The sequence below is a fragment of the Lautropia mirabilis genome (assembly GCF_900637555.1).
Classification (GTDB): Bacteria; Pseudomonadota; Gammaproteobacteria; order Burkholderiales; family Burkholderiaceae_E; genus Lautropia; species Lautropia mirabilis.
In genome coordinates this window covers 834,264-857,893 of the sequence record NZ_LR134378.1, presented here as the reverse complement: position 1 = coordinate 857,893, position 23,630 = coordinate 834,264, and the positions used below count along the sequence as shown (strand labels likewise).

14 protein-coding genes and 1 riboswitch are annotated in these 23,630 nt (G+C 64.8%); of the genes, 3 read left to right on the top strand and 11 right to left on the bottom strand.

The window, feature by feature from the left end; translation table 11 throughout:
• The first annotated feature begins 70 nt into the window (after positions 1-70).
• The gene (locus EL249_RS03445; protein WP_005674326.1) at positions 71-2,182 is read left to right on the top strand and encodes a TonB-dependent receptor; all 2,112 of its coding nucleotides are present in this window, start codon (positions 71-73) and stop codon (positions 2,180-2,182) included.
• A gap of 126 nt (positions 2,183-2,308) precedes the next feature.
• A complete protein-coding gene (locus EL249_RS03440) occupies positions 2,309-3,913 on the top strand; it encodes a PepSY domain-containing protein (protein ID WP_005674327.1) in 1,605 nt (534 codons plus the stop codon).
• Here EL249_RS03440 and EL249_RS03435 read toward each other — a convergent pair whose 3' ends face one another.
• The 11 genes from EL249_RS03435 to leuA all read right to left on the bottom strand — a co-directional run bounded on the left by EL249_RS03435 (position 3,914) and on the right by leuA (position 22,616).
• Positions 3,914-4,804, bottom strand: coding sequence for an aldo/keto reductase (locus EL249_RS03435; protein ID WP_005674328.1), 891 nt, complete (start codon positions 4,802-4,804; stop codon positions 3,914-3,916).
• Positions 4,805-5,022: 218 nt separating this feature from the next.
• Positions 5,023-6,024 carry a class 1b ribonucleoside-diphosphate reductase subunit beta gene (gene nrdF / locus EL249_RS03430; RefSeq protein ID WP_005674329.1) on the bottom strand — a complete coding sequence of 334 codons (1,002 nt, stop codon included), beginning with the start codon at positions 6,022-6,024 and terminating at the stop codon, positions 5,023-5,025.
• A 68-nt stretch (positions 6,025-6,092) separates the two neighbouring features.
• Positions 6,093-8,261, bottom strand: a complete 2,169-nt coding sequence (nrdE, locus tag EL249_RS03425) for a class 1b ribonucleoside-diphosphate reductase subunit alpha (protein ID WP_083799636.1) — start codon at positions 8,259-8,261, stop codon at positions 6,093-6,095.
• A 152-nt stretch (positions 8,262-8,413) separates the two neighbouring features.
• On the bottom strand, positions 8,414-8,833 hold the full coding sequence (gene nrdI / locus EL249_RS03420; RefSeq protein WP_005674331.1) for a class Ib ribonucleoside-diphosphate reductase assembly flavoprotein NrdI: 420 nt from the start codon (positions 8,831-8,833) through the stop codon (positions 8,414-8,416).
• Positions 8,834-8,841: 8 nt separating this feature from the next.
• Complete coding sequence (gene nrdH / locus EL249_RS03415; RefSeq protein WP_005674332.1) at positions 8,842-9,063, bottom strand: glutaredoxin-like protein NrdH; 222 nt, start codon at positions 9,061-9,063, stop codon at positions 8,842-8,844.
• A 149-nt stretch (positions 9,064-9,212) separates the two neighbouring features.
• A riboswitch (cobalamin riboswitch) is annotated at positions 9,213-9,470 on the bottom strand.
• A gap of 403 nt (positions 9,471-9,873) precedes the next feature.
• On the bottom strand, positions 9,874-10,659 hold the full coding sequence (locus tag EL249_RS03410) for a ferredoxin--NADP reductase (protein ID WP_040530077.1): 786 nt from the start codon (positions 10,657-10,659) through the stop codon (positions 9,874-9,876).
• 321 nt (positions 10,660-10,980) lie between these two features.
• On the bottom strand, positions 10,981-15,246 hold the full coding sequence (locus EL249_RS03405) for a translocation/assembly module TamB domain-containing protein (RefSeq protein WP_005674335.1): 4,266 nt from the start codon (positions 15,244-15,246) through the stop codon (positions 10,981-10,983).
• Positions 15,247-15,248: 2 nt separating this feature from the next.
• Entirely contained in the window at positions 15,249-17,234 is a 1,986-nt protein-coding gene (locus EL249_RS03400) for an autotransporter assembly complex protein TamA (protein ID WP_169311693.1), read from the bottom strand.
• A gap of 439 nt (positions 17,235-17,673) precedes the next feature.
• A complete protein-coding gene (locus tag EL249_RS03395; protein WP_005674338.1) occupies positions 17,674-19,245 on the bottom strand; it encodes a glycerol-3-phosphate dehydrogenase/oxidase in 1,572 nt (523 codons plus the stop codon).
• An 18-nt stretch (positions 19,246-19,263) separates the two neighbouring features.
• The gene (gene glpT / locus EL249_RS03390; RefSeq protein WP_005674339.1) at positions 19,264-20,715 is read right to left on the bottom strand and encodes a glycerol-3-phosphate transporter; all 1,452 of its coding nucleotides are present in this window, start codon (positions 20,713-20,715) and stop codon (positions 19,264-19,266) included.
• A gap of 239 nt (positions 20,716-20,954) precedes the next feature.
• Positions 20,955-22,616 carry a 2-isopropylmalate synthase gene (gene leuA / locus EL249_RS03385; protein ID WP_005674340.1) on the bottom strand — a complete coding sequence of 554 codons (1,662 nt, stop codon included), beginning with the start codon at positions 22,614-22,616 and terminating at the stop codon, positions 20,955-20,957.
• A gap of 546 nt (positions 22,617-23,162) precedes the next feature.
• Here leuA and EL249_RS03380 point away from each other — a divergent pair.
• Positions 23,163-23,477 (top strand): PepSY domain-containing protein, encoded by a 315-nt coding sequence (locus EL249_RS03380; protein WP_005674342.1) that lies wholly within the window; start codon positions 23,163-23,165, stop codon positions 23,475-23,477.
• Positions 23,478-23,630: the final 153 nt, after the last annotated feature.

Genomic DNA, 23,630 nt, shown 5'->3' with positions numbered 1-23,630 from the left:
CAGTCATCCTTGCCCCCACCGGCCGCCCCCTGCCCGTGCGCCGGTACCTTGCCTTTCGGCAGAGCCCATCATGAGCATTCCGCGTCTTCCCATCAAACCCTTCGTCATGCCCGCGCTGCTGTTGCTGCCCGTCCTGCCAGCGCACGCCATCCAGTCCCTGGATCCCGTCACCGTGCGCCCGGCCCAGCAGGAAGGACTTCAACAGGCCGCATCTGCCGGATCCCGCCTGGGGTTGTCCATCCAGAACACCCCGGCCAGCGTCGACGTGATCTCCCGCGAACGGATCGATGCACGCGGCGACACTACCGTCAACGAAGCCACCGCACGCGCGCCCGGCTTCAGCAGTCTGGCCCATCCGGGCAACAGCGGCAGCGACCTCTCGGTGCGGGGTTTCACCGGAAGCAGCTCCGTCATGCAGCTCTACGACGGCGTGCGCCAGTACGGCGGCCTCGGCGTCAGCTATCCCTTCCACGCCTGGGCCGTCGAACGGATCGAAGTCCTCCGGGGCCCGGCCTCCGTCGTCGACGGTGATGGCGCCATCGGCGGCGTCGTCAACGTCATCCCGCGCAAGCCGCGCCACGGCGCAATCCGTCACGAAGTCCGCGCGGGCATCGGCAACCGGGGCCAGCGGTCGCTGGACTTCGACAGCAGCGGTTCGATCAGCGAACACCTGGCCTACCGGCTCGACGCCAGCATCGAACGCGGTGACGGCTGGGTGGACCGCGGCAAGCACAGCAGCCAGGGTCTGACCGGTGCCCTGCAATGGCAGTTCCTGCCCCGCTGGCAATTGCAGCTGAGCCACGCCGAAGGCCGCCACAAGCCCATGCGCTACTTCGGCGTCCCGCTGATCGACGGAAAGCCGCTGGAAGCCCTGCACCGCACCAACTACAACGTCCAGGACGCCCGCATCACCTTCCGTGACCACTGGAGCGAACTGACGCTGCAGGGTTCCCCCGGCGACAACATCGCCGTGCGCAGCCGCCTCTATCACATCCGCAGCAATCGCCTGTGGTTCGACGCCGAGAACTACACCTGGGATGCGGCCCGCCAGCAGATCCGCCTGGCCGGTGACACCGCCATCCGCCACCACCAGAAGCAGACGGGCAACACCACCGACGTGACCTTCGAGGGCAAGCTGCTGGGCATGGACAACGCCGTCTCGGCAGGCTTCGACCTCAATCACAGCAGCCTGCAGCACGACAACAACACCTACACCGGCAACCCGCGCTATGTCAGCCTGCTGTCTCCCGAGACAGGCTTCTTCGACAGCGATCTCCCCTTCATTCCCCGCTACCGGAACACCGCCGACCAGTACGCCCTGTTTGTCGAGGATCGGCTGGCCGTCACCGGGCAGCTGTCGCTCGTGGCAGGCCTGCGCCATGACCGCGCCCGCATCCGCCGTGACGACCTGATCACCGGGAACCGCGTCTTCAGCCGCACCTGGAACAGCACCGGCCACCGCCTGGGCGCTGTCTATGCGCTGACCCCGACCCTGTCCGTCTACGCGCAGCACAGCCGGGCCGCCGACCCCTCCACCTCCCCGCTGATGATGAGCGCCAGCGGCGCCAAGGCCGACATGACCATCGGCCGCCAGATCGAAGTGGGCATCAAGCAGTCGCTGCCCCAGCAGCGTGGCGAATGGACCCTGGCCGCCTACAACATCACCAAGCACAACCTGCAGAGCCGTGACCCGGCCAACCCCGAGAACAGCATCCAGGTCGGCAAGCAGAGCTCTCGCGGCATCGAAGGCACCCTGTCGCTGGCACTGTCCTCCACCTTGAGGCTCGACGCGGACGCCACCTTCCTGCGTGCCCGTTACGACGACTTCAACGACGCCGTCGATGGGGCCATCGTCTCGCGCAATGGCAAGACCCCGCCCGATGTGCCCGAACGACTGGCCAACCTGTGGCTGAGCTGGCAGATGCACCCGCAATGGACGCTGTCCGGCGGTGCCCGCCACGTCGGCAAGCGCTACGCCAACCGGGCCAACGACCTGACGCTGCCCGCCTACACCACGGCGGATGTGGCCCTGAAATGGCAGCCCTCCGACGCCACCACCCTGGCGCTGCATGGGCACAACATCTTCAACCGCCACTACTACAGCACCGTCTACTACAACGAGAAACAGTGGTTCGTCGGCGAATCACGTCGCGTGCTGTTCACCATCGACCATCGCTTCTGACACAAGCAGCCTTCGGTCATTCCCCCGGCCCCCGGGCCGGGGGCCGGCAGACTCCTGCCCCCTTCATGCAGGCCCTGGCGATCACCCACGGGTCTCGACATTCACCCCATTCGCCCCATTGCCCCCATGAACATTCCCATCAAACGCTGGCTGCTGCTTACCCACCGCTGGCTGGGCATCGGCCTCTGTCTGTTCTTTCTGACCTGGTTCGTCTCCGGCATGGTGATGATGTACGTGGGCTATCCCAAGCTCACCCATGCCGAACGGCTGCAGCACCTGCCCACGCTGGATGCCGACGCACCGTTGCTGTCCCCGCGCCAGGCCTTCGGCATGGCAGGCATCAATGGCCCCGTGTCCGATCTTCGGCTGACCGCCAGCCGCGCCGGCCAGCCCATCTACACCGCCCTGCTGCAGAGCGGGCCGGATGACGAAGAGACGGCGGTTGCCGTGGATGCCCACACCGGACGCCGGCTGCCAGCAGCCACCCAGGACGTGGTCCTGGCCAGCGCACGGACCTACCTGCAGCACGATGGCCATCCGACATCCGAAAGTGCCCCGACGTCAAAGCCGGACCAGGCCCAGCCGGCACTCACCTACGAAGGCACCATCGACGAGGACCCCCACACCCACAGCCGCAGCCTGGACCCCTACCGTCCGCTGCACAAGGTGCAGCTGCCCGACGCCGACCGGACGCTGCTCTACATCGCCGGCACCACCGGTGAAGTGGTGCGCGACGCGCCCCACACCGAACGCGCCCTCGACTACGTGGGCACGTGGCTGCACTGGCTGTACATGTTCCGGGGCGGCAGCTTCGACGCCTGGTGGCCCACCATCGTCATCTGGCTGGCCACCATCGGGGTTCTGGTGGCGCTCACCGGCGGCATTGTCGGCATCCTGCGCTGGCGTTTCTCGCGCCCCTACCGCAGCGGTTCGCGCTCGCCGTTCCAGCCCGGCGTCATGCGCTGGCATCACATCGTGGGCCTCTTCTTTGCGCTGACCACCCTCACCTGGATCTTCAGCGGGCTCATGTCCATGCGCCCGTGGGGCCTGTTCAAGAGCCCCCACGCCGCCCTGGAAACCGAAAGCATCAGCAGCCTGCAGCTGGACCCGGCACAGGCCCCCATGATTCCCCATGTGCTTCTGGAGTCTGCACACCGTGACGGTCTGGGCGATGTCCGCGAACTGCAGTGGAGAACCATTCTGGGCAAGCCGACGGTCCTCGCTCTGGGGGCCACCGGCACCCCACATGTTCTGGATGCCGTCACCGGCAAGCCGACCCAGGTAAAAGAACAGGACCTGACGGCCGCACTCAACGCCCTGACGCCGGATCACCCGCCCCGGATCGAGCAGCTGAAGGAATATGACTTCTACTACTACACCCGCGCCGACCACACCATGATGGGTGGCGGCGACCCTCAGCCCCTGCCGTTCTGGCGCGTGCAGTTCGACGACCCCGACCGGACCTGGGTTCAGCTCGATCCCGCCACAGGCACCGTCCTGAACACGCTCAACCAGCATAAGCGCGTCGAACGATGGCTGTTCTTCCTCATGCACAGCTGGGATCTGGTGCCACTACTGCACCGCCGTCCGCTCTGGGACATCCTCATGCTCGTGCTGGCCGTGGGCGGCCTGGCCCTTTCGGCTACCGGCATCTGGATTGGCACCAAACGCCTGGGCATCAAGACCCGTCGCCGCCAGCTGCTGAACCGGAAGGGTCAGGCGACACAGTGACTAGGGCACCTCGTGCCCCTGCGAGGCAGCATAGACACTGATCCAGTCCGCCTCGGAGAACTTCACGCGCACCGCCTCGGCGGCAGCCCGCAGCCGAGCCGGGTTGCCCGAGCCCACCACCGGCATGATGGACGCCGGATGCGCCATCAGCCAGGCCAGCGCCAGTACGTCCAGCCGTTCCTCACCCTGCGGCGCACCCACCGCCCGCAGGGCCTCGGCCACCCGCACGCTGCGGGCATCCGTCGCATCGAAGAGCCGCCCGCCGGCCAGCGGTGACCACGCCATCGGCCGGATGCGCATCCGCAAGGCCAGATCGATCGTCCCGTCATCGAAGGCATTCAGATGCAGCGGCGAGGCCTCGATCTGGTTCGTCAGCAGGGGCTCGGCCAGATACGATTGCAGCATCCGGAACTTGGGCACCGGGAAATTGGACACCCCGAAGCGCCGCACCAGCCCCCGCCGGCGCAGCTCATCGAACGCCCCTGCAATCTCTTCCGGATTGGCGCACGGCGAGGGACGATGGATGAGCAGCAGATCCAGATAACCGCACTGCAGGCTTCGCACCGAACGCTCGGCCGACCAGACGATGTGCTTTCTGGAATTGTCGTAATGCTTGGCCTTCATCCACGGCAGCGCCTTGTTGGGAAACAGGATGCCGCACTTGCTGACGATGCACATCTGTTCGCGCAGTGAAGGCTCCAGCGCCAGCCCGCGTCCGAACATCTCCTCGGTGGTGAAGCCCCCATAACAGGCGGCATGGTCGAAGACCCGAATGCCCAGCGCCAGCGCCTGATGGATCATGCGCAGGAAGCCTTGATCATCCAGCCCCCATTCGTGCGCCCGCCAGTAGCCATGCGCCAGACGCGCATGGGTGAAGAAATTGGTGGTCATGGCGTGCTCCTCTCGCTCCCTTGACGGACTATACCTAACTCAAGGAGAGGCTGTCGACCATGACTGGACTGGCGGCACTACCTGGCCCGCACCAGCAACAGTCCACGCAAGCGTGGCAAACGGAATCCCGGTCATGAAGGGCGAACGGGATTCCGGCAGGGTCCGGGTCTCAGGCGCAGAAATCGCATCGACGCAGGAACCGGACCGAAAAGCAAAGTTCAGAAATCCCAGTCCTCATCCTCGGTGGCCACCGCCTTGCCGATGACGTAGGACGAACCACTGCCCGAGAAGAAGTCATGGTTCTCGCTGTCGGGCGACAGTGCCGACAGGATGGCGGGATTGACCTCGCACGCCGCGGGCGGGAACAGTGCCTCGTAACCCAGGTTCTGCAGCGCCTTGTTGGCGTTGTAGTGCAGGAAGGCCTTCACGTCCTCGGTCAGGCCGATGCGGTCGTAGAGTTCCTCGGTGTAGAGCGCCTCGACTTCATACAGCTCGAAGAGCAGCGAGAACGCGAAATCCTTCAGACGCGCCTGATCGGCTTCCGGCAGCCGGGCCAGCGCACGCTGGAACTTGTAGCCGATGTAGTAGCCATGCACCGCCTCATCGCGGATGATGAGACGGATGAGGTCTGCGGTGTTGGTGAGCTTGCCGCGGCTTGACCAGTACATGGGCAGATAGAAGCCCGAATAGAACAGGAAGCTCTCCAGGAACACGCTGGCGATCTTGCGCTGCAGGGGATCGGACGCGGCGTCATACTCTTCCAGGATCAGCCGCGCCTTGGCCTGCAGCTGCGGATTCTCTTCCGACCATCGGAAAGCCTCGTCCACTTCCCGGGTGGAACACAGGGTCGAGAAGATCGACGAATAGCTGCGCGCATGCACCGCTTCCATGAAGGCGATGTTGGTCAGCACCGCCTCCTCGTGCGGTGTCTGCGCATCCGGCATCATCGAGGGCGCACCCACCGTGTTCTGGATGGTGTCCAGCAGCGTCAGCCCGGTGAACACCCGGATCGTCAGCGTCTGCTCCTCCTCGCGCAGCGTGGCCCAGCTCTGCACATCATTGGACAGGGGCACCTTTTCCGGCAGCCAGAAGTTCGCCGTCAGCCGGTTCCATACCTCCAGATCCTTCTCGTCCTGCAGCCGGTTCCAGTTGATGGCCAGCGGCACCTTCCGCGCCTTTTCCTTGTTCGACATGTCAATCACCTGTTCTTGTCGGGCCATGGCCCCTTTTCCTGTTCCGTCCACCCTCCGTCACCGCGAAGGCTTCCCTTCGCGGCGCACGGCGGCGCTCACAATGCGCAGGACACGCAACCCTGCACCTCGGTCCCTTCCAGCACCGCCTGGCGCAGCCGCACGTAATAGATGGTCTTGATGCCCTTCTTCCAGGCGTAGATCTGTGCCCGGTTGATGTCGCGCGTGGTGGCGTCCGACGGGAAGAAGAGCGTGAGCGACAGGCCCTGGTCCACATGCTCGGTGGCCGCGGCATAGGTGTCGATCAGCGGTTCCGGACCGATCTCGTAGGCATCCCGGTAGTACTCCAGGTTGTCGTTCGTCATGAACGGTGCCGGGTAGTACACGCGCCCGATCTTGCTTTCCTTGCGGATCTCCACCTTCGAGACGATCGGATGGATGGATGACGTGGAATGGTTGATGTAGCTGATGGAGCCCGTAGGCGGCACGGCCTGAAGGTTGCGGTTGTAAAGACCGTGCTTCATCACCGCCTCGCGCAACGCTGCCCAGTCCTCACGCGTGGGCAGCGTCACGTCCATCCGCGCAAACAGCTCCCGTACCGTTTCGGTCTCGGGCAGCCAGTCGCGCGTCACGTATTTCTCGAAGAAGCTGCCGTCGGCGTACTTCGACCGATCAAACCCCACGAAGGTGCTGCCTTTTTCCTGGGCCAGCAGGTTGGAAGCGCGCAGCGCGTGGTAGGCCACCGTGGCAAAGTACACGCGGGTGAAATCAATGCCTTCCGGGCTGCCGTAATGAATGCGCTCACGCGCCAGGAAGCCGTGCAGGTTCATCTGCCCCAGTCCCACCGCATGGGCCTCGTCGTTGCCACGCCGCACCGAAGGCACGCTGTCGATGGCCGACATTTCCGAGACGGCCGTCAGCGCGCGCACCGCCGCTTCCACCGTTGCGCCCAGATCCGGGCCATCCATGGCAGCTGCAATGTTCAGCGACCCCAGGTTGCAGGAAATGTCGGTGCCCAGATGGCGATAGCTCAGATCATCGTTGAAGGTGGACGCCTCGTTGACCTGCAGGATTTCCGAACACAGGTTGGACATGGTGATGCGCCCCTCGATGGGGTTGGCCGCGTTCACCGTGTCCTCGAACATGATGTAGGGATAGCCGCTCTCGAACTGGATCTCGGCCAGCGTCTGGAAGAACTCGCGGGCGTTGATCTTCTTCTTGCGGATGCGCTTGTCCCCCACCATCTCGTCGTATTTCTCGGTGACGGAAATTTCCGAGAAAGCCTTGCCGTAGACCTTTTCCACGTCATGCGGCGAGAACAGGTACATGTCGGCATTGCGCTTGGCCAGCTCGAAGGTCACGTCCGGAATCACCACGCCCAGCGACAGCGTCTTGATGCGGATCTTCTCGTCGGCATTCTCGCGCTTGGTGTCCAGGAAGCGCAGGATGTCCGGATGGTGGGCATTCAGGTACACCGCACCGGCGCCCTGCCGCGCACCCAGCTGGTTGGCATACGAGAACGAATCTTCCAGCAGCTTCATCACCGGAACCACGCCGGAGGACTGGTTCTCGATACCCTTGATGGGCGCTCCCAGCTCACGCAGGTTGGTAAGCATCAGCGCCACGCCACCGCCCCGCTTGGAGAGCTGCAGTGCCGAATTGATGGCACGCCCGATGCTCTCCATGTTGTCTTCCACGCGCAGCAGGAAGCACGAGATCAGCTCACCCCGGCTCTTCTTGCCGGCGTTTAGGAAGGTGGGCGTAGCCGGCTGGAATCGACCGCCGATGATCTCGTCCATGAAACGCAGCGCCAGCTGCTCGTCGCCGCGTGCCAGCGTCAGTGCCACCATCACCACACGATCTTCGAAGCGCTCCAGATAACGCTGGCCGTTGCGCGTTTTCAGCGTGTAGGAGGTGTAGTACTTGAAGGCCCCCAGGAAGGTGGGGAAGCGGAACTTCCGGCTGTAGGCCTCGTCCCAGATATGGCGCTGGAAATTGCGCGAGTACTGGTCAAGCACTTCGGCATCGTAATAGCCTTCGTCCACCAGATAGCGCAGCTTCTCATCCAGGTTGTGGAAGAACACCGTGTTCTGGTTGACGTGCTGCAGGAAGTACTGGCGCGCCGCACGACGATCGGCCTCGAACTGGATGTTCCCGTCCGCGTCGTACAGGTTCAGCATCGCGTTCAGCGCGTGGTAGTCCAGCCCCGGTTTGTCGTCATCCGACACGCCCGTATCGGAAGCTTCGTAGCTGCTTGCAGCCGTCATGTTCTCTCCCTGCATCAATCATGGGCGACCGGGGGCCTTTTCGCCCTCACCCACCCTTTCCTTCATGTCCCATCGGCCCTGTCCGGCCCTATCCGTCATGGCGTCCGCATGGCACCTTCGCCCATGCGGCTGCGCCCATGAAGTGTTGGCATTCAGACAGGCTCGACCTCATCCAGACTGGCCCAGAATCGCTCCAGGCCTTCACGCACTCGCACCACATCCAGCTCGGTGCCGGCCAGCTCGAAGCGGTACAGCACCGGCACGCCACACTTGTCGCCAATCACCCGACCGGCGTGGGCAAACGTCGTGCCGAAATTGCGGTTGCCGCTGGCAATCACCCCCCGCAGCAGACGGCGGCGATCCGGATCGTTCAGGAAGCGGATCACCTGCCGGGCCACGGCGCCGTGCCCCTCGCCATCGGCGTAGGTGGGCGAGATCAGCACGAAGGGCGCGTTCGGCTCGGGCATCGGGGCGGACTCATCCACCGGAATGCGCATGGCCGGCAGGCCCAGCTTGTGCATGAAGCGCTCGGTGTTGCCCGAGGCCGAGGAGTAATAGACCAGCACCGCCATGGCGGATATCAGGCCAGGCGGCCGATCATGTCAGGACGAAAACCGGTCCAGTGGGCTTCGCCGGCCACGACCACGGGGGCCTGGCGGTAGCCCATGGCCAGCACCTGGGCCATGGCGACGGCATCCTGGGTCAGGTCGACCAGCTGGTAGGCAATGCCACGGGCATCCAGCGCACGGGTGGTGGCGGTGCACTGAACGCAGGCGGGTTTGGAGTAGACGGTGACGGTCATGGGCCGGATTTCCTTCAGACGGGGAGCGAAGGGCCGGCAGCAGTCCGGGCGGACGCGCGCAGACAGGCGCCATCCACCATGACCCGCTCCTGCCCACCGCAGGGTTGTCATCCATGCCGAAAGGCACTGCCGCCATGAAGATGGGCGGCCTTTCGGCGGCTATCGGGGCAGGTCTCCTGGCTTGCGGGTCCTTGCGTGGCTGGAACCTTCCCAGACCCCATGGGTCCAGTGGTTCAGGAAGAGTCCGTGCGGACCCCTTCCAGCCTTGCTCACCGCCTACAGTTGCGGGGGCAGCGCCGGCATTGCACCCTGAGCGAAAGGCCTTGAGGCGACCTTCCCGGATGCGCACCGGCTTCCCTTTTCATCCCGGGGATGATCTCCCGGGAACCTCGATGAAGCGCATTGTACCCAAGATATGGGGTTCGTCCACCCCGCGGACACAATATGTAGCGCCTTCAAATGCCATGAGACACCATGGAAGGTGTTGCGCGAACGCCAAACGGCATGGCCAACAGTTCTGCACGCCTTGCAGGAACACGCGCCAAGTGCCCGCGGGCAAAGGGTTTTCCAAAAACATCCACGTTGCGTGGATGCTGCACGACCGTCCGTCGGAAAGGGGTCGGCGGGGCGGTGAAAGAGTGGGCTCAGTGCCATCCCGGCCACATCAGGAGGGCGTGGCCGGATGGGAAAGGCTGTCTGACGATATCGGCATCGTCTTCATCCGGCATGAGGGAAGGCGCCGGAGGGTGCACGCCATGAGGTGCCGACGCAGGGTCGTCGGAGCACCTCATGGCGCCGTGCGGGGCAGGATCACTGCTCGGCAAAGGCCCGCTCGATGACGAAGTCACCCGGGGTGGAGGTGTTGCCCTCGACGAAGCCGCGCTTCTCGAACATGTCCTTCAGATCGCGCAGCATCTCGGGGCTGCCGCAGATCATGATGCGGTCTTCCTCGCGGTTGAAGGGCGGCAGGCCCAGGTCAGCGTTGAGCTTGCCGTTCTCGATGAGGGTGGTGATGCGGCCCTGGTTGCGGAAGGGCTCGCGGGTCACGGTGGGGTAGTACAGCAGCTTGCCCTTGATCAGCTCGCCCAGGTATTCGTGCTCCGGCAGCTCCTTGGTGAACAGGTCGTAGTAGGCCAGTTCGTTCACCTGACGCACGCCGTGCACCAGGATCACCTGGTCATAGCGCTCGTAGGTCTCGGGGTCGCGCGTGATGCTGAGGAAGGGGGCCAGGCCGGTACCGGTGGCCAGCAGCCACAGACGCTTGCCAGGCAGCAGGTAGTCGGTCACCAGCGTGCCGGTGGGCTTGCGACCGACGATGACCTTGTCACCGGGCTTGATGTGCTGCAGCTTGGAGGTCAGCGGACCATCGGGCACCTTGATGCTGAGGAACTCCAGCTGCTCCTCGTAGTTGGCGCTGGCGATACTGTAGGCACGCAGCAGCGGCCGCTCGCCCTCTTTCGGCGGCAGGCCGATCATCGTGAAATGGCCGTTCTTGAAGCGCAGCGCCTCGTCACGCGTGGTGGTGAAACTGAACAGACGATCGGTCCAGTGATGGACGGTCAGAACCTCTTCTTCGCTGAATGCTTTCGATTTCATGTATGACCCGGGCAGCACCCGGCAACAGATGACGGGCAACGCAGAGGCGCGCCAGCCCGCAGGAGTGGAAGGCCGACATTATGAACCGATGCCGGCGGTTTGCCAGCACGGAGGCACAGGAATGCCATGGAATTAAGTGATTGCGCACTTACTTCTTCAGGCATCTGCTTTCAGGAAACGCTTTCTGGGAATGCTCCGCGCCTGATGCAGGCTCATTGAGCATGGTACATGGCCCTGCGAGGGCCTGCCCCGAAGGGGGCGCATCTCTCAGCAGAGGATCAGAGGGCGGGCTGGACGATGATGCCCGGCCCGCCCCTGGCCTCAGTCGAAGCTGCGCGAGCGCAGCACGTCCAGCGAGTTGTCGCTGCCGGTCTGGGCGCGCAGCACGTAGCCCTTGCCCAGGGTGTACTGGATGCGCAGCAGGTTCCAGACGCCGCGCACGCCCTTCTCGTAACTGACGAAGAGGCGGTCGTTGATGCGCTTGCCCAGCGACACCACGCCGGTTTCGGTCGCATCGGCGTTGCTGCTGCTGCTCGAGCCCACCAGGCCCTTGGGCGTCATGCTCTCCTGGATGCCTGAATCCACGCCGGTGTTGGACGCATAGCCGTAGTTCAGCACGTCCAGACCCAGCCGCTCGGCAATGGAGGGCGAGCGCACGCCATTGTCGTTGCCCAGCAGCATGGTGCCTGCCTGCTGCAGGGCCAGGACCTGGGCAGCCCCTCCGGCCTCGTCAGGCGGCACGCCCAGCACCAGCCAGGACAGTTTGTTGGTCTCCGACATGGAGGGCTTGGAGATGAGCGAGATCCGCGGGTTGCTTGCCTGCCCGGTGATGGAAATGCCCACTTCCACCGGCAGGTACGGCCGCTTGGCCTCAATGTCCAGCGACGGATTGTCCACCGGACCGGTGAAGCGGATCAGGCCCTTGGTGAACTTGAGGTTCTGGCCATAGGCCTGATAGCTGCCGTCCACGATGTTGACCACGCCGGTCAGCTGCGGATCGGCCGGCAGGAAGCCGCCAACCTGCAACTTGCCGCCCAGTCGGGCTTCGGCCCCCATGCCGTTGATCTTCAGCTTGTCACCCAGCTCCACTTCCAGATCGCTGGCGATGCGCAGGCTGGCTTCCGCGTCCTTTTCCTCGGGCAGGTCCTGGGGGATCTGCTCGCCGGAAACCCGCACGTCACCAGGCAGAGTGGGGGCAGAAGACCCCGCCAGCTCGATCAGTCCCTCGTCGACTTTCATGTCACCGACCAGGATCAGGCCTGCCGGGCCGCTGGTCAGACGGGTCACGCCCGAGAGGGTCACCCGCTGACCCGGCCCGATCGGAACCAGGAAATGGTCGGCCCGCACGTCAAAGACGCCGTCCATCGGCAGCAGCGAGGGCTTGGGGCTACCTGCCTTGGGCGGCTTCGTGAGTGCGGCAGCCCAGGCGGCATCCTGGGTGGCCAGAGCGGCCTTCATGTTGCCGCGATCCACCAGACGGGCCGCGCCCTTCAGCTGCAGGCTGCCCTGGCCGGCATGGAACTTGAGCCGATTGATCTGCAGGCCATGACCGCTCAGGTGCGCATCCAGCTCGCCTCCGGAAAGGCGCATGCCAGCCGAGCGCTGCAGCACGGACAGGTCCTTGCCCGTGACACCCAGGTCCACCAGCGGCGCATCCAGCGTGCCGGCCACCGTGCCATCGACCTTCAGCGAACCGTCGACGGCCATGTCGGGGCCGGTGAACAGGTTGACCAGCTCCAGCGACACGATGTCCAGATTCACCTTGCCGTTGAGCTTGCGCTCATCGAAGCGCAAGGTCAGACCGTTGTTGTCGCGCAGCCCCAGGCGCTTCCTGCGCCCGGCAGGCACCTGCTCACGGATGCCGGCCTGCACGTCACCGTACAGGGCCTGCGCCCCCTGGCCACGCAACTGCCATTGACCGGCAATGCGCACGTCCTTCAGCGCGTCCAGGTTCTTCTGCTCATCCACGCCCAGCAGCTGATGCAGCCGCAACGGGGCCAGATCGTCCAGGCTGCCGCGCGTCTCGTACTTGAGCGGGCCGCTCCAGTCCAGCAGCAGGCGCTTCAGGTCAATGTGTCCGTCCAGCGCTGCCAGCCGGAAATCCGACAGCGTCAGGCGACTGCCGTCCACCGCCAGCGGTGCCGGGTCGACCAGGCGCACGGCGGTACGGCCGCTCAGGTCCAGGGTTTCCACACTGGCCCGATAGCTGGGACCGGTACGCGGCAGCGACAGCGCGCCTTGCAGGCGCAGCTGCAGCCGGTCCTTGCCCTGCCGGGCGGCGGCAGCCAGCTGATGCTGGCTCGGCGTGCCGTGCAGGCTCAGGTTCAGCGCATCCAGCACGTCGGTGCCCGAGCCCAGCTGACGGGCAGACAGCGTCAGCTCCACGGGCGTGTCCTGCCGCGACTTCGCCTGCAGCGCCAGCGGCGCCGTCAGATCCAGCTTCAGGTCCTTCAGGCTCAGACGGTTCGGCTTGCCCGCCTCATCCAGGATCGTCCAGTCCACACCGCTGGCGCGCGCCGAGGCCTTGGCGCTCAGATCCTGAAAGCGCCCGCTCAGGTGGCCATCCAGATTCATGCTGCCTGCAGCGCGGCGATCCAATGCCGACAGGTCGTTAAGCTTCACACCGACATCCAGCCGGTCCTGCGGGGCGCCCAGTGCCCCCTTGGCCTGGATGCGGTTGGCCGTGCCATGGGCCAGCTTCAGGTCGATGTCCTTCAGCGACAGCGGCTGCCACTGGGCATCCAGCTCGGCCTTGCCGTGCAGGCCGCCGGTCAGCGGCTGGCCGGCCACGCGGCTTTCCACCAGATCCAGCCCCACCGTGGCCTTCTGGCCAGGCGACATCAGGCGCCCTTCGACGGACCAGTCCGCGCCCAGCATCCCCTCACGCCAGGCCGGGTCAACGGGCAGCGTGGCCGGCAACCATTGCGCCAGGTCCAGCCGGCGGGCCGTTCCGCGCAGGTTCAGATCCCACGGGGCACTGACGGCCGCCTGGCCGCTGGCCGTCAGCAGCGTCTCACCCAGTGCAACCCGCCCTTCGTTCAGTTTCAGCCAGCGCGGGTCCAGCGTGCCGGCCAGCTTCACCTGCGCATCGGCCGCCAGTTTCTTCAGGTCAGCCGGCAACAGGGAGCGCATCTGTTCGGCGCGCTGCGACAGATCCACCAGGAACTGCTGGCCATCCACCTTCACCTGTCCGCCCAGGGCCGTCCGGGGCAGGCCCTGCCAGAGCGGGGCCAGATCCAGTCCGGTCAGCTTCAGGTCACTTTTCAGGCGGGGCAGCGTGGTCCCCGGAATGGCCATCGACTGGGCCAACCAGCTTTCCAGCCGCCCCTCGATGCGGGCTTCGCCCTTGGCAGCGATGGTCACGGGCTGGGCGGCCTGCGGTTTCTGGGGAGCCTGGCCCTTGCCGGAGCCATTGCCCGGTTTCGCGTTGGCCGGCACTTCTGCCACGCCCCCGGCGTCAGCCTGCTGCACGCTCACCGGCAGGCCGATGGCCAGGTCGTTGAGGGCGACGTAGAGGTGCTCCCACTGAGCCGTGGGCGGAATGCGGAAGACGATGCCGCTCTGCAGCGAGCGCAGCGGAATGCGGTTGCCCTCCAGCGTGCCCGCCCGGCGGTTGGCCAGCCGGATGAGTCCCTGCCACGTTTCCTTCTTGCCGGGCGCCGGATCGATGTCGAGGTCCAGGTCCATGCCGGTCTCGGGCAGCTTGCCCAGGGCAGTGAAGCGCATCAGGTTGGTATCGGCCAGGCGAGCGTGCAGACGCTCCACCGGCATCCGGCCCAACGGCTTCACCACGGCCTGGATGTCGGCCATGCCATCAGCCAGCTGCCCCTGAAGGGTGGCCGGCAGTCTGGCCAGGTCGCCATCGACGGTCAGGGTGGCGTCATACGGCCACTGCTGGGCCTGGCCATTGGCCTGGATCACGCCCTTCAGACGGTGCGGCGGCGCACCCTCCATCTGGGCCGTGGCCGAGCGCACCTGCCCCCAGGGGCTGGTCAGCGCCAGCGTCTTGATCCGGTACTGCCCCACGGCATATTCGGCTGTCCCATCGATGTCGGTCAGCACCACGTAGGGCTCGGCATCCTTGCCATTGACCGCAGGCGGCTGGATCTCCAGTCGCCCGACGGCCAGCTTGCGGATCTCCAGCGGAAACGGCAGGCCAAAATCGCCGGGCATGTCGGTGTCGGTGCGCGGCTTGTCCGGGTCACCGGGCGGCACCTGGATGACCAGTGTCCCGGCCTCCAGCTGATGCACCAGTCCCTTGCCACGCAGCAGTGCGCGCAGCGACCAGCGCAGCTGCAGATCAGTGCCCTTGACCGCCGTGTCGAAGCCACGCCATTCCACGCGCCCGAAACGGATGCCGCGCCACAGGTTGCCCTGCAGTCGGTCAAACGCCAGCGCCTGGCCATTGCGGGCCAGAAACTGCTGCGCCCAGGACAGCGCCTGGGTCAGGCCGCTTTCGCTGCCCAGCCACAGCAGCGCCGCCAGCACCAGCCCCATGACCAGCAGCAGGATGCGCACGCTCCAGCGAAAGATCGCGCGCCACAGGGAATGCTCGCGTCGATCGGGGGTCGTCTTCGTGTCTTCCATGATCAGAAGCTGAATCCAATGGAGAAATGCACCCGGTAGCGATGGATGGCCTGGCCATAGGCCAGATCCAGCTTCACCGGCCCCACGGGCGTTCGCACCTGCAGGCCTGCACCGTAGCCCGAGACGGCATCGAAGCTGCGCCAGGCATCGGTGACGTTGCCGTAGTCATAGAACACGCCCAGCGACAGCATCTCGGTGATGCGGTGCTGGTATTCCAGCGAGCCGATGGCCAGATAGCGCTGGCCGATCACCGAGTTGTTGACGTTCAGGCCCAGCGATCGGTAGCCATATCCGCGCAGCGAGCCGATGCCCCCTGCCCGGAACAGGTTCTCGCTGGGGATGCCGAAGCGGCTGCCCGCATTGACCACGCCGAACTCCACGCGACCGATGAAGGTGCCGTTGCGCCAGACGGGCGAATTCTTCGACAGCGGCTTGAAGCCCACCATGCTGGTGTAGAAACGGGTGAAGGTGGCATCACTCAGCGCGTGCTTGCTGGCCCCCGAGATCTCGAACTTGACGCCGTAGCCGCGCGAGGGGTTGAGCTGCGAATCGAAGCGCTGCAGCGTCCAGGCCTTGCCCAGCACCAGCGCCTTCACGCCATCCCGCTGCCCGGACTGCCGGAAGTGGATCTCTTCCTGCTGCAGCTGCAGCGAGGTGAACGCCTCAATGTCGCGCTCGCGCTGGCCATAGCCCACGTAGGCGTTGCTGTTGAACGTGACGACACCTTTCTCGTCCTCACGCTCGACACGTCCACCGAACCCGTAGTAGCGGTCCTCAGCGTCATAGGGCGTTCGGAAGTTGGTGAACGCTCGTTGACGGCGCTCCGACATCACCAGCGAGGCCTCCATCTGCAGCCCGAACAGGCTACGGTCCTGAAAGCCTACCTGGCCACGGAAGCCGTCGTCGGTGCTGTAGCCCAGACCATAGACCAGCCGATGGCGCTTGAGCTCCTCCACGACCAGGCGGATGGGCACCGCTTTCAGCGACGGATCTTCCTGCAGCGCCAGCGTGTCGGGCACCGCACTGACTGAACTGAAGTACCCCGCCTCACGCAGCCGCTCCTGGAAAGTCTGCAGCGCGGCATCCGTGTAGGCGTCCCCTTCATGGAAGGGCTGCAGATCGGTGATGATCTTCTCCGGATAGCGCGACAGGCCCTGGACCTCCACCTTGCCGAAGGCAATGCGGTCGCCCGAATCCACCACGACCGTCAGCCGCGCCTTGGCCGCCGCGGCATCCACCTGCGCGGTGCTGCGGGCAATGCGGGCGCGCAGGTAGCCCTGCCGCTTCATGGCATCGATGAGCGCCGACTTGCCACTCTGCCAGTTGCTGCTCACGAAGGGATCACCCACGGCCATGCCGAAGCGACGCTTCACGTTGGCCAACGCCCGGTTCTGCGTGCCCTGCCCTTCGATCTGGATGTCCAGCTCGCTGACCTTGGTGCGGTTGCCAGGCTTGAGCGTGAGCTTCACGCGGTCGGGCTCCTCGGCATCGATCTCGATGCGTGGCTCGAAGTACCCTTCGGCCTGGACAATGGCCAGCACCTCGTCATGCAGCTTGGACACCAGACCGTCGAACTGCACCGGGTCGTAATCCTTGCGATGCTGCCAGCGGCCCACCAGCGTGCTGTCACGGATGGTGCTGACAAAGCTCGACGGCGCATCAATGTCGAAGCGGTAGTTGTTGTGTTCCAGCAGCTCCGAAACTCCGCCGGATTTGCGCTCTGCCTCGGCCGATTTCCCGGCGGCAGTCGTACCCGAGGCCTGATCTGCCGGGGCTGCTTCCTGCCCGGAAGACGAGGAAGACGCGGAAGCGCCGGTCTGGCCAGCTTCCGGGGCTTGGGTCGAATCATCGGCCGCCAGGCGCCATGCCGACATGTCGCCGCCCGCCTGCAGGCCCGGAAAGTTCCCCGAGCGAAGGCCGGCAGCCTGCGCCACGGACGCGCCACCTGCCAGGGCCAGCACGGTCGCCAGGCCCAACCACCTGTCCAAAACGATTTTCTTCATGACATCGGCGCACGGCAGACCCGTGCAGCAGGAAAGCACAACGTACCAGAGCATTCATGCAACGGCGCAGCCGGATGCGACGATGACAATCCCCGGCCATCGCATCCTTCCTGAAAGGGCGGAAATGCCCCACCCGACGGCAGGCCAGCACGCCGTCCCTGCGCCCGCAGTGCAGCGCCGAGTATAGGGCCTGCCGTCCGCCCTTACTGAAAAACCGTGACAAATCCGGCAGATGATGACGCAGAAACGGGCGACACCCCAGCCCGACGGGACGACCGGCCCATCCCGGGTGCCCGGCGCCCGATGAAAAGCAGAACGCCCGGGCCATACGGCACCCGGGCGTCCTGTGAAACCCCACAAGGGGGCGGAACGGGCGGCATCACCGCCCGGTGGCGTGCGGCTTTCACCGCACGCCGGCTGGCGATCAGGCCACCAGCCGATACTGCTTCGTGAGCTTGACGAAGTTGTCCAGCTCGGCCTTTTGGCGCTCCTCGCTCCAGCCCAGCCGGGGGGCCATGAATGCAGCCACCGCAGGCGCTGCAGCCTCGGCCGCCTTGGCGTCCAGGAACAGCAGCCGGATGCGCCGTGCCAGCACGTCTTCCAGCGACTGGGCAACCTCTTCATCGATGGCCCACTGCACCTGGGCGAAGGTGAAGGGGTAGGCGGGGTGGATGCGGTCGGCCAGCTTCGGCTCTGCGGCGATCAGCCTGCCGATGGCCATGGCGTCACTGCCGTACAGCGTCAGCGGCGTGTCGTCCATGTGCTGCTTGTCGTCGATGTAGCCGTGCAGGCGCAGTTCCTGCGTGCGGCAGGGTTTGGCTGGCAGCAGCCCGGCACCGATGGCGGCATCCACGCCGTCCTCGGCCATCTGGCGGTAGGTGGTCCACTTGCCGCCGAAGATGTTGACCATGCCGGAGTGGCTGACCTCCACCTTGTGGCTGCGCGACACTTCCTTGGTGGACTTGCCCTCGTCCTTGGGTGCGGCCAGCGGGCGCAGCCCCACGTAGACGCTGCGCACGTCGGCCCGGGTGGGGGCCTTCGTGAGATAGTCGCGCGACGTGTTCAGGATGAACTCGATTTCCTGTTCCAGCGGCAGCGGCTCGTAAGACGGATCCTTGACCAGGGTGTCGGTGGTACCCACCACCACCTTGCCATGCCAGGGCACGGCAAACAGCACGCGGCCGTCCGATGTCTTGGGCACCATCAGGGCGTCCTCGCCGGGCAGGAACTCGCGGTCCAGCACCAGGTGGATGCCCTGGCTGGGCAGGATGGGCGGCTTGTCGTGCGGCTCGTCCATCCCCAGGATGGGGTTGGCAAACACGCCGGTGGCGTTGACCACGCACTTCGCCTTCACCTCGAAGGTCTCGCCGGTCAGCTCGTCCTTCGCCGTCACGCCTTCCAGACGACCATTGCCGCCCTTCTTCAACGCCGTGACGGCGCAGTAGTTGAGCACCGTGGCACCATGGTCGGTGGCCGTCTGTGCCAGGCACAGCGCCAGACGGGCGTCGTCGAACTGGCCGTCGTAGTAGCAGACCCCGGCACCGATCTTGTCGTCACGCACCCCCTTCAGACGCCGGCGGGCATCGCCCTGGCCCAGATAGCGGGTCTTGCCGATGCTCAGCTTGCCGGAGAGACGGTCATACATCCACAGGCCGAAGGTGTAGTACGGCGCCGTCCACCATTTTTCGCCCGGGATGATGAAAGCCTGCTTGCGGAACAGGTGCGGCGCATTGTGCGAGAGACGGCCACGCTCGCGCAGCGCCTCGCGCACCAGGTCCACATAGCCCTGGGCCAGGTAGCGCACGCCACCATGCACCAGCTTGGTGGACCGGCTGGACGTGCCCTTGGCAAAGTCGTGGGCTTCGAGCAGCAGGGTGGAATACCCGCGGGTGGCGGCATCCACCGCCACCCCGAGGCCCGTCGCACCACCGCCAATCACCACCACATCCCATTCACCGTGGGTCCTGAGCTGTTCGATGGCCTTGTTGCGTTGCATGCTGATGACCTCCTGTGATCACTTTTGCAGACGTTCGCTTTCGGGAATCTTCGCCTTGTGGCGGCCCTCTTCGATCATCGTGATGAAGAGCAGGACCACGGCAATCACGCCCCCGCCAATCATCACATAGAAACCACCGTCCCAACCGTAGTGCTGGGCAGCCCAGCCCACCACGGCTGCCGCGGCCGTCGTGCCACCCAGGTAGCCAAACAGCCCCGTGAAGCCTGCTGCCGTGCCGGCGGCCTTCTTGGGGGCCAGCTCCAGCGCGTGCAGACCGATCAGCATCACCGGACCGTAGATGAGGAAGCCCACCGTGGTCATCAGCACGAAGTCGGTCAGCTGGTACGGGTTCTGGAACCAGGGCTTGTCCGCATATTGCGCCACCTGGTCAGCCGGCGTGGCCGGGTTCATCCAGAGGGCCACCACGGCAGCGGTGGTCAGGATCATGAAGATGAAGCCCGTCAGGCCGCGCTTGCCCTTGAACACCTTGTCCGACACCCAGCCGCACAGCAGCGTGCCCGGAATGGCAGCCAGCTCATAGATGGTGTAGGCCCAGGCCGTGCCCTTGAAGTTGAAATGCTTGACTTCGGACAGGTAAACCGGCGACCACTTCAGCACACCGTAGCGAATGAGGTAGACGAACACGTTGGCCAGCGCGATGTACCACAGCAGGCGGTTCTTCAGCACGTAGGTGACGAAGATTTCCTTGGTGGTCAGATCCTTCTCGGCCGTCTTGGCGTCGTAGTTGTCCGGATAGTCGTTCTTCCACTGCTCGATCGGCGGCAGCCCGCAGGACTGCGGCGAATCCTTCATGATGAAGAAGATGGGAATCGCGATGATCATCGCCGCGATGCCCGGGTAGTACAGCGCCTGCTGCCAGATGTCCTTGTTGGTGGCCTCAACCCCGTGGGTGTTGAAGTAGACGGCACCGGCCAGCAGCACCATGGCGCCCGGCACCATGCCGCCCAGGTTGTGGGCCGTGTTCCAGACCGACACCACCGAGCCGCGCTCGGTCTTGGACCACCAGTGCACCATGGTCTTGCCGCACGGGGGCCAGCCCATGCCCTGGAACCAGCCGTTGATGAAGATCATCGCAAAGGCGATGGCCACGCTTGAGGTCGCCCAGGGCATCAGGCCCATCAGCGTCATGCACAGGCCCGACAGCAGCAGGCCGATGGGCAGGAACACCTTCGGATTGGAGCGGTCGGAAACGGCCGCCATCAGGAACTTCGAGATGCCGTAGGCCAGACCCGCAGCAGCACCGATCTGACCCAGCTCGGCCTTGTTGTAGAGGCCCGCGTCGATCAGGCCCTTCTGGGCGAGGTCGAAGTTGCCCCGCACGAAATAGTAGGCGGCATAGCCGAAGAAGATGCCGGCAAAGACCTGCCAGCGCAGCCGCCGGTAGGTCGGATCGATCTTGTCCGCAGGCAGCAGGGGCTTGTGTGCCGCCGGCTTGAGGATGCCAATCACGAGATGTCTCCAGAGGAAAAAAGGAAAGGGAAAACAACGTTGATGATTCTGAAACATGTCCGCCAATAATGCGAACTTGTTTTAATGACGAATCATACGCCCTCATCCGCCGGAAAGACTTGAACTCAGGTCAAAGCATCGTCATCCGTGAACTACACACCTGCTGCCGGTAAGCTTTGCCGACAGGCAGCAGGCGTGAATTCAGGCTGATTGCGTGCCCCCGCGGCACGCGATGCCGCTCACACCCCCGCTCGGGCCAGCCCGGAGAGAATCCCCTTCAGCGACGCGGTCAGGATGTCGGCATCCATGCCCACCCCGAACAGGGTGTGATCGCCCACTCTCAGCTCAAGGTAGGCCACCGCCTGAGCATTGGCGCCCGAACCGATGGCGTGCTCGCGGTAGTCCATCACCCGCACCTGGGCCAGGCCCGTGGCGTTGAGACCGGCCACGAAGGCATCCACCGGACCGGTACCCTCGCCCTGGAGGCTCACCGTCCGGCCGCCCAGCTGCACGTCGGCCTTCAGCGACACCCGGGTGTTGCCCGCCTCGTCGGTCTCGGACATGGCCCGCTGCTTCGGTGCAGCGATCTCGTCCAGCCGGTATTCCTTGCGGAACAGCGTCCACAGGTCCTTGGCCTGAAGCTCTTTGCCCGAGGCGTCCATCTCTTGCTGCACCACCCGACTGAACTCGATCTGCAGCCGGCGCGGAAGCTCCAGCCCGTACTCGTTCTCCAGCAGGTACGACACCCCACCCTTGCCCGACTGGCTGTTGACGCGGATCACCGCCTCATACGAGCGGCCCAGGTCCTTCGGATCGATGGGCAGATAGGGCATCTCCCAGATGTCGCCCTCCTTGCGGGCAGCAAACGCCTTCTTGATGGCGTCCTGGTGCGAACCCGAGAAGGACGTGTAGACCAGGTCGCCCACATACGGGTGGCGCGGGTGCACCGCGATCTGGTTGCAGTGCTCCACCACCCGGCGGATCTCGTCGATGTCGGAGAAGTCCAGCCCCGGCGAGACCCCCTGCGTGTACAGGTTCAGCGCGATGTTGGCCAGGTCGCAGTTGCCCGTGCGCTCGCCGTTGCCGAAGAGGCAGCCTTCCAGCCGGTCGGCCCCGGCCATCAGCGCCAGTTCGGCCGCGGCAATGCCCGTGCCCCGATCGTTGTGCGGATGCACCGACATGATGATCGAATCCCGCTTGGCCAGATTGCGATGCATCCACTCGATCATGTCGGCAAAGACGTTCGGCGTGCAGTGCTCCACCGTCGAGGGCAGGTTGATGATGCACTTGTTCTGCGGCGTGGCGCCCCAGGCCTCCACCACAGCGTCTACCACCCGCTTGGAGAAGTCCAGCTCGGTGTCCGAGAACATCTCGGGCGAATACTCGAAGCCCCACTCGGTCTCGGGATGCTCGGCCACCAGCTGCTTGACCAGCTTCGTCTGACTCACCGCCATCTCGACGATGCCGTCCTCGTCCAGCCCCAGCACCACCTTGCGCATGACGGGCGCACAGGCGTTGTAGACGTGGATGATGGCCTTCTTCACCCCCTGCAGGGACTCGATCGTGCGGCGGATCAGCGACTCGCGCGCCTGCGTCAGCACCTGGATGCTCACATCGTCCGGGATCAGGTTCTCCTCGATCAGCCGGCGCACGAAGTTGAACTCGGTCTGCGAGGCCGACGGAAAGCCCACCTCGATCTCCTTGAAACCGATGTTCACCAGCAGCTGGAACATCTCCAGCTTGCGCTCGACGCTCATGGGCTCGATCAGCGCCTGGTTACCGTCGCGCAGATCGGTACTCAGCCAGATCGGCGCCTTGGTCAGCACGGCATCCGGCCAGGTGCGATCCTTCAGGCCGACGGGCGCGAACGGGCGGTATTTGGAAGCGGGCTGTTGCAACATGAAAAACGTTCCTGACAAAGAAAGGGTTGAGCAGTCGGCAACGATGCGAACCACGCAGGGGCCAAAAAAACGAACGGCCCGCTGCCGGAGGCATACGGGCCGTTGAAGCTGGATCGCAGGGATGCGCGCGAAACTACCTTCGCCCGTAGGGGACGAACAGCAGTAGAGCCAGCAGCAGGGAGTCCTTGCGTGTATCCATGGTGCAGGAATCTAACATATTTCAAGCTTCCCGGGCATCTGTCGGCCCCATTCCCGGGGGCGGGATATCCCTTGTCCCTCTTCCCGCGCCCTTCTTCCTGTGCCCATCCATCCGTGTCGCTCTGCCCGCGCCCCTCTGCCGTGCCTCTCTTCAAAACCCTGACGATAGCGGCCCGGGGAGAAAGCCGCACCCCGTACAAGGACGTCCAGACCTCGCCCACGAACGATAACCCCGCCCCACCATTGGTCGTTCATGAAGTGCCTGATCATTCCATGCAAGATGGATTCGGGCCTGGGGCGCCCTGCCCCGGCCCGTTCATCAGACCATTGAACACTGGAGGGTCTCCCATGATCCGGAAAACGTCTGTTGCCGCCGTCCTGATCGGCCTGGCCGCCCTGGCTGCCCATGGTTCGGCCTCGGCCGAGAGCATTCCCCAGGATGCCATCAACCTGTCCAACGCCAAGCTGTCGCTGCCGGAGGCCGTCGCGCTGGCCGAAAAGCACCATCCAGGCAGCAAGGCCAACCAGGCCGAGCTGAAGTTCAAGAAGGAAAGGCTCTACTACGAAGTGGAGGTGGTCACCCCCAGGAACGAGGTGTTCGACGTGAAGGTGGACGCCAAGGACGGCACGGTCTTCCAGAGCAAGCCCGACAACCTTGATTGACCGACGCTGACGGATCAGCCATGATGCCGGGTAACGGCGGCGTCTGTTCCCGCCGTTGCCCGGCCCTCCAGGCGATAGATTACGCTTATAGCCACATTTAGTTAAATTCAATTTACTTAACAGCAGAAATCCCGGATCATTCACGCATCGGCC

Bases quoted from the DNA above. Each gene is read 5' to 3' on its own strand.
- EL249_RS03445 (WP_005674326.1), top strand. From the start codon at position 71: ATGAGCATTCCGCGTCTTCCCATCAAACCCTTCGTCATGCCCGCGCTG.
- EL249_RS03440 (WP_005674327.1), top strand. From the start codon at position 2,309: ATGAACATTCCCATCAAACGCTGGCTGCTGCTTACCCACCGCTGGCTG.
- EL249_RS03435 (WP_005674328.1), bottom strand. From the start codon at position 4,804: ATGACCACCAATTTCTTCACCCATGCGCGTCTGGCGCATGGCTACTGG.
- nrdF (WP_005674329.1), bottom strand. From the start codon at position 6,024: ATGGCCCGACAAGAACAGGTGATTGACATGTCGAACAAGGAAAAGGCG.
- nrdE (WP_083799636.1), bottom strand. From the start codon at position 8,261: ATGACGGCTGCAAGCAGCTACGAAGCTTCCGATACGGGCGTGTCGGAT.
- nrdI (WP_005674331.1), bottom strand. From the start codon at position 8,833: ATGGCGGTGCTGGTCTATTACTCCTCGGCCTCGGGCAACACCGAGCGC.
- nrdH (WP_005674332.1), bottom strand. From the start codon at position 9,063: ATGACCGTCACCGTCTACTCCAAACCCGCCTGCGTTCAGTGCACCGCC.
- EL249_RS03410 (WP_040530077.1), bottom strand. From the start codon at position 10,659: ATGAAATCGAAAGCATTCAGCGAAGAAGAGGTTCTGACCGTCCATCAC.
- EL249_RS03405 (WP_005674335.1), bottom strand. From the start codon at position 15,246: ATGGAAGACACGAAGACGACCCCCGATCGACGCGAGCATTCCCTGTGG.
- EL249_RS03395 (WP_005674338.1), bottom strand. From the start codon at position 19,245: ATGCAACGCAACAAGGCCATCGAACAGCTCAGGACCCACGGTGAATGG.
- leuA (WP_005674340.1), bottom strand. From the start codon at position 22,616: ATGTTGCAACAGCCCGCTTCCAAATACCGCCCGTTCGCGCCCGTCGGC.
- EL249_RS03380 (WP_005674342.1), top strand. From the start codon at position 23,163: ATGATCCGGAAAACGTCTGTTGCCGCCGTCCTGATCGGCCTGGCCGCC.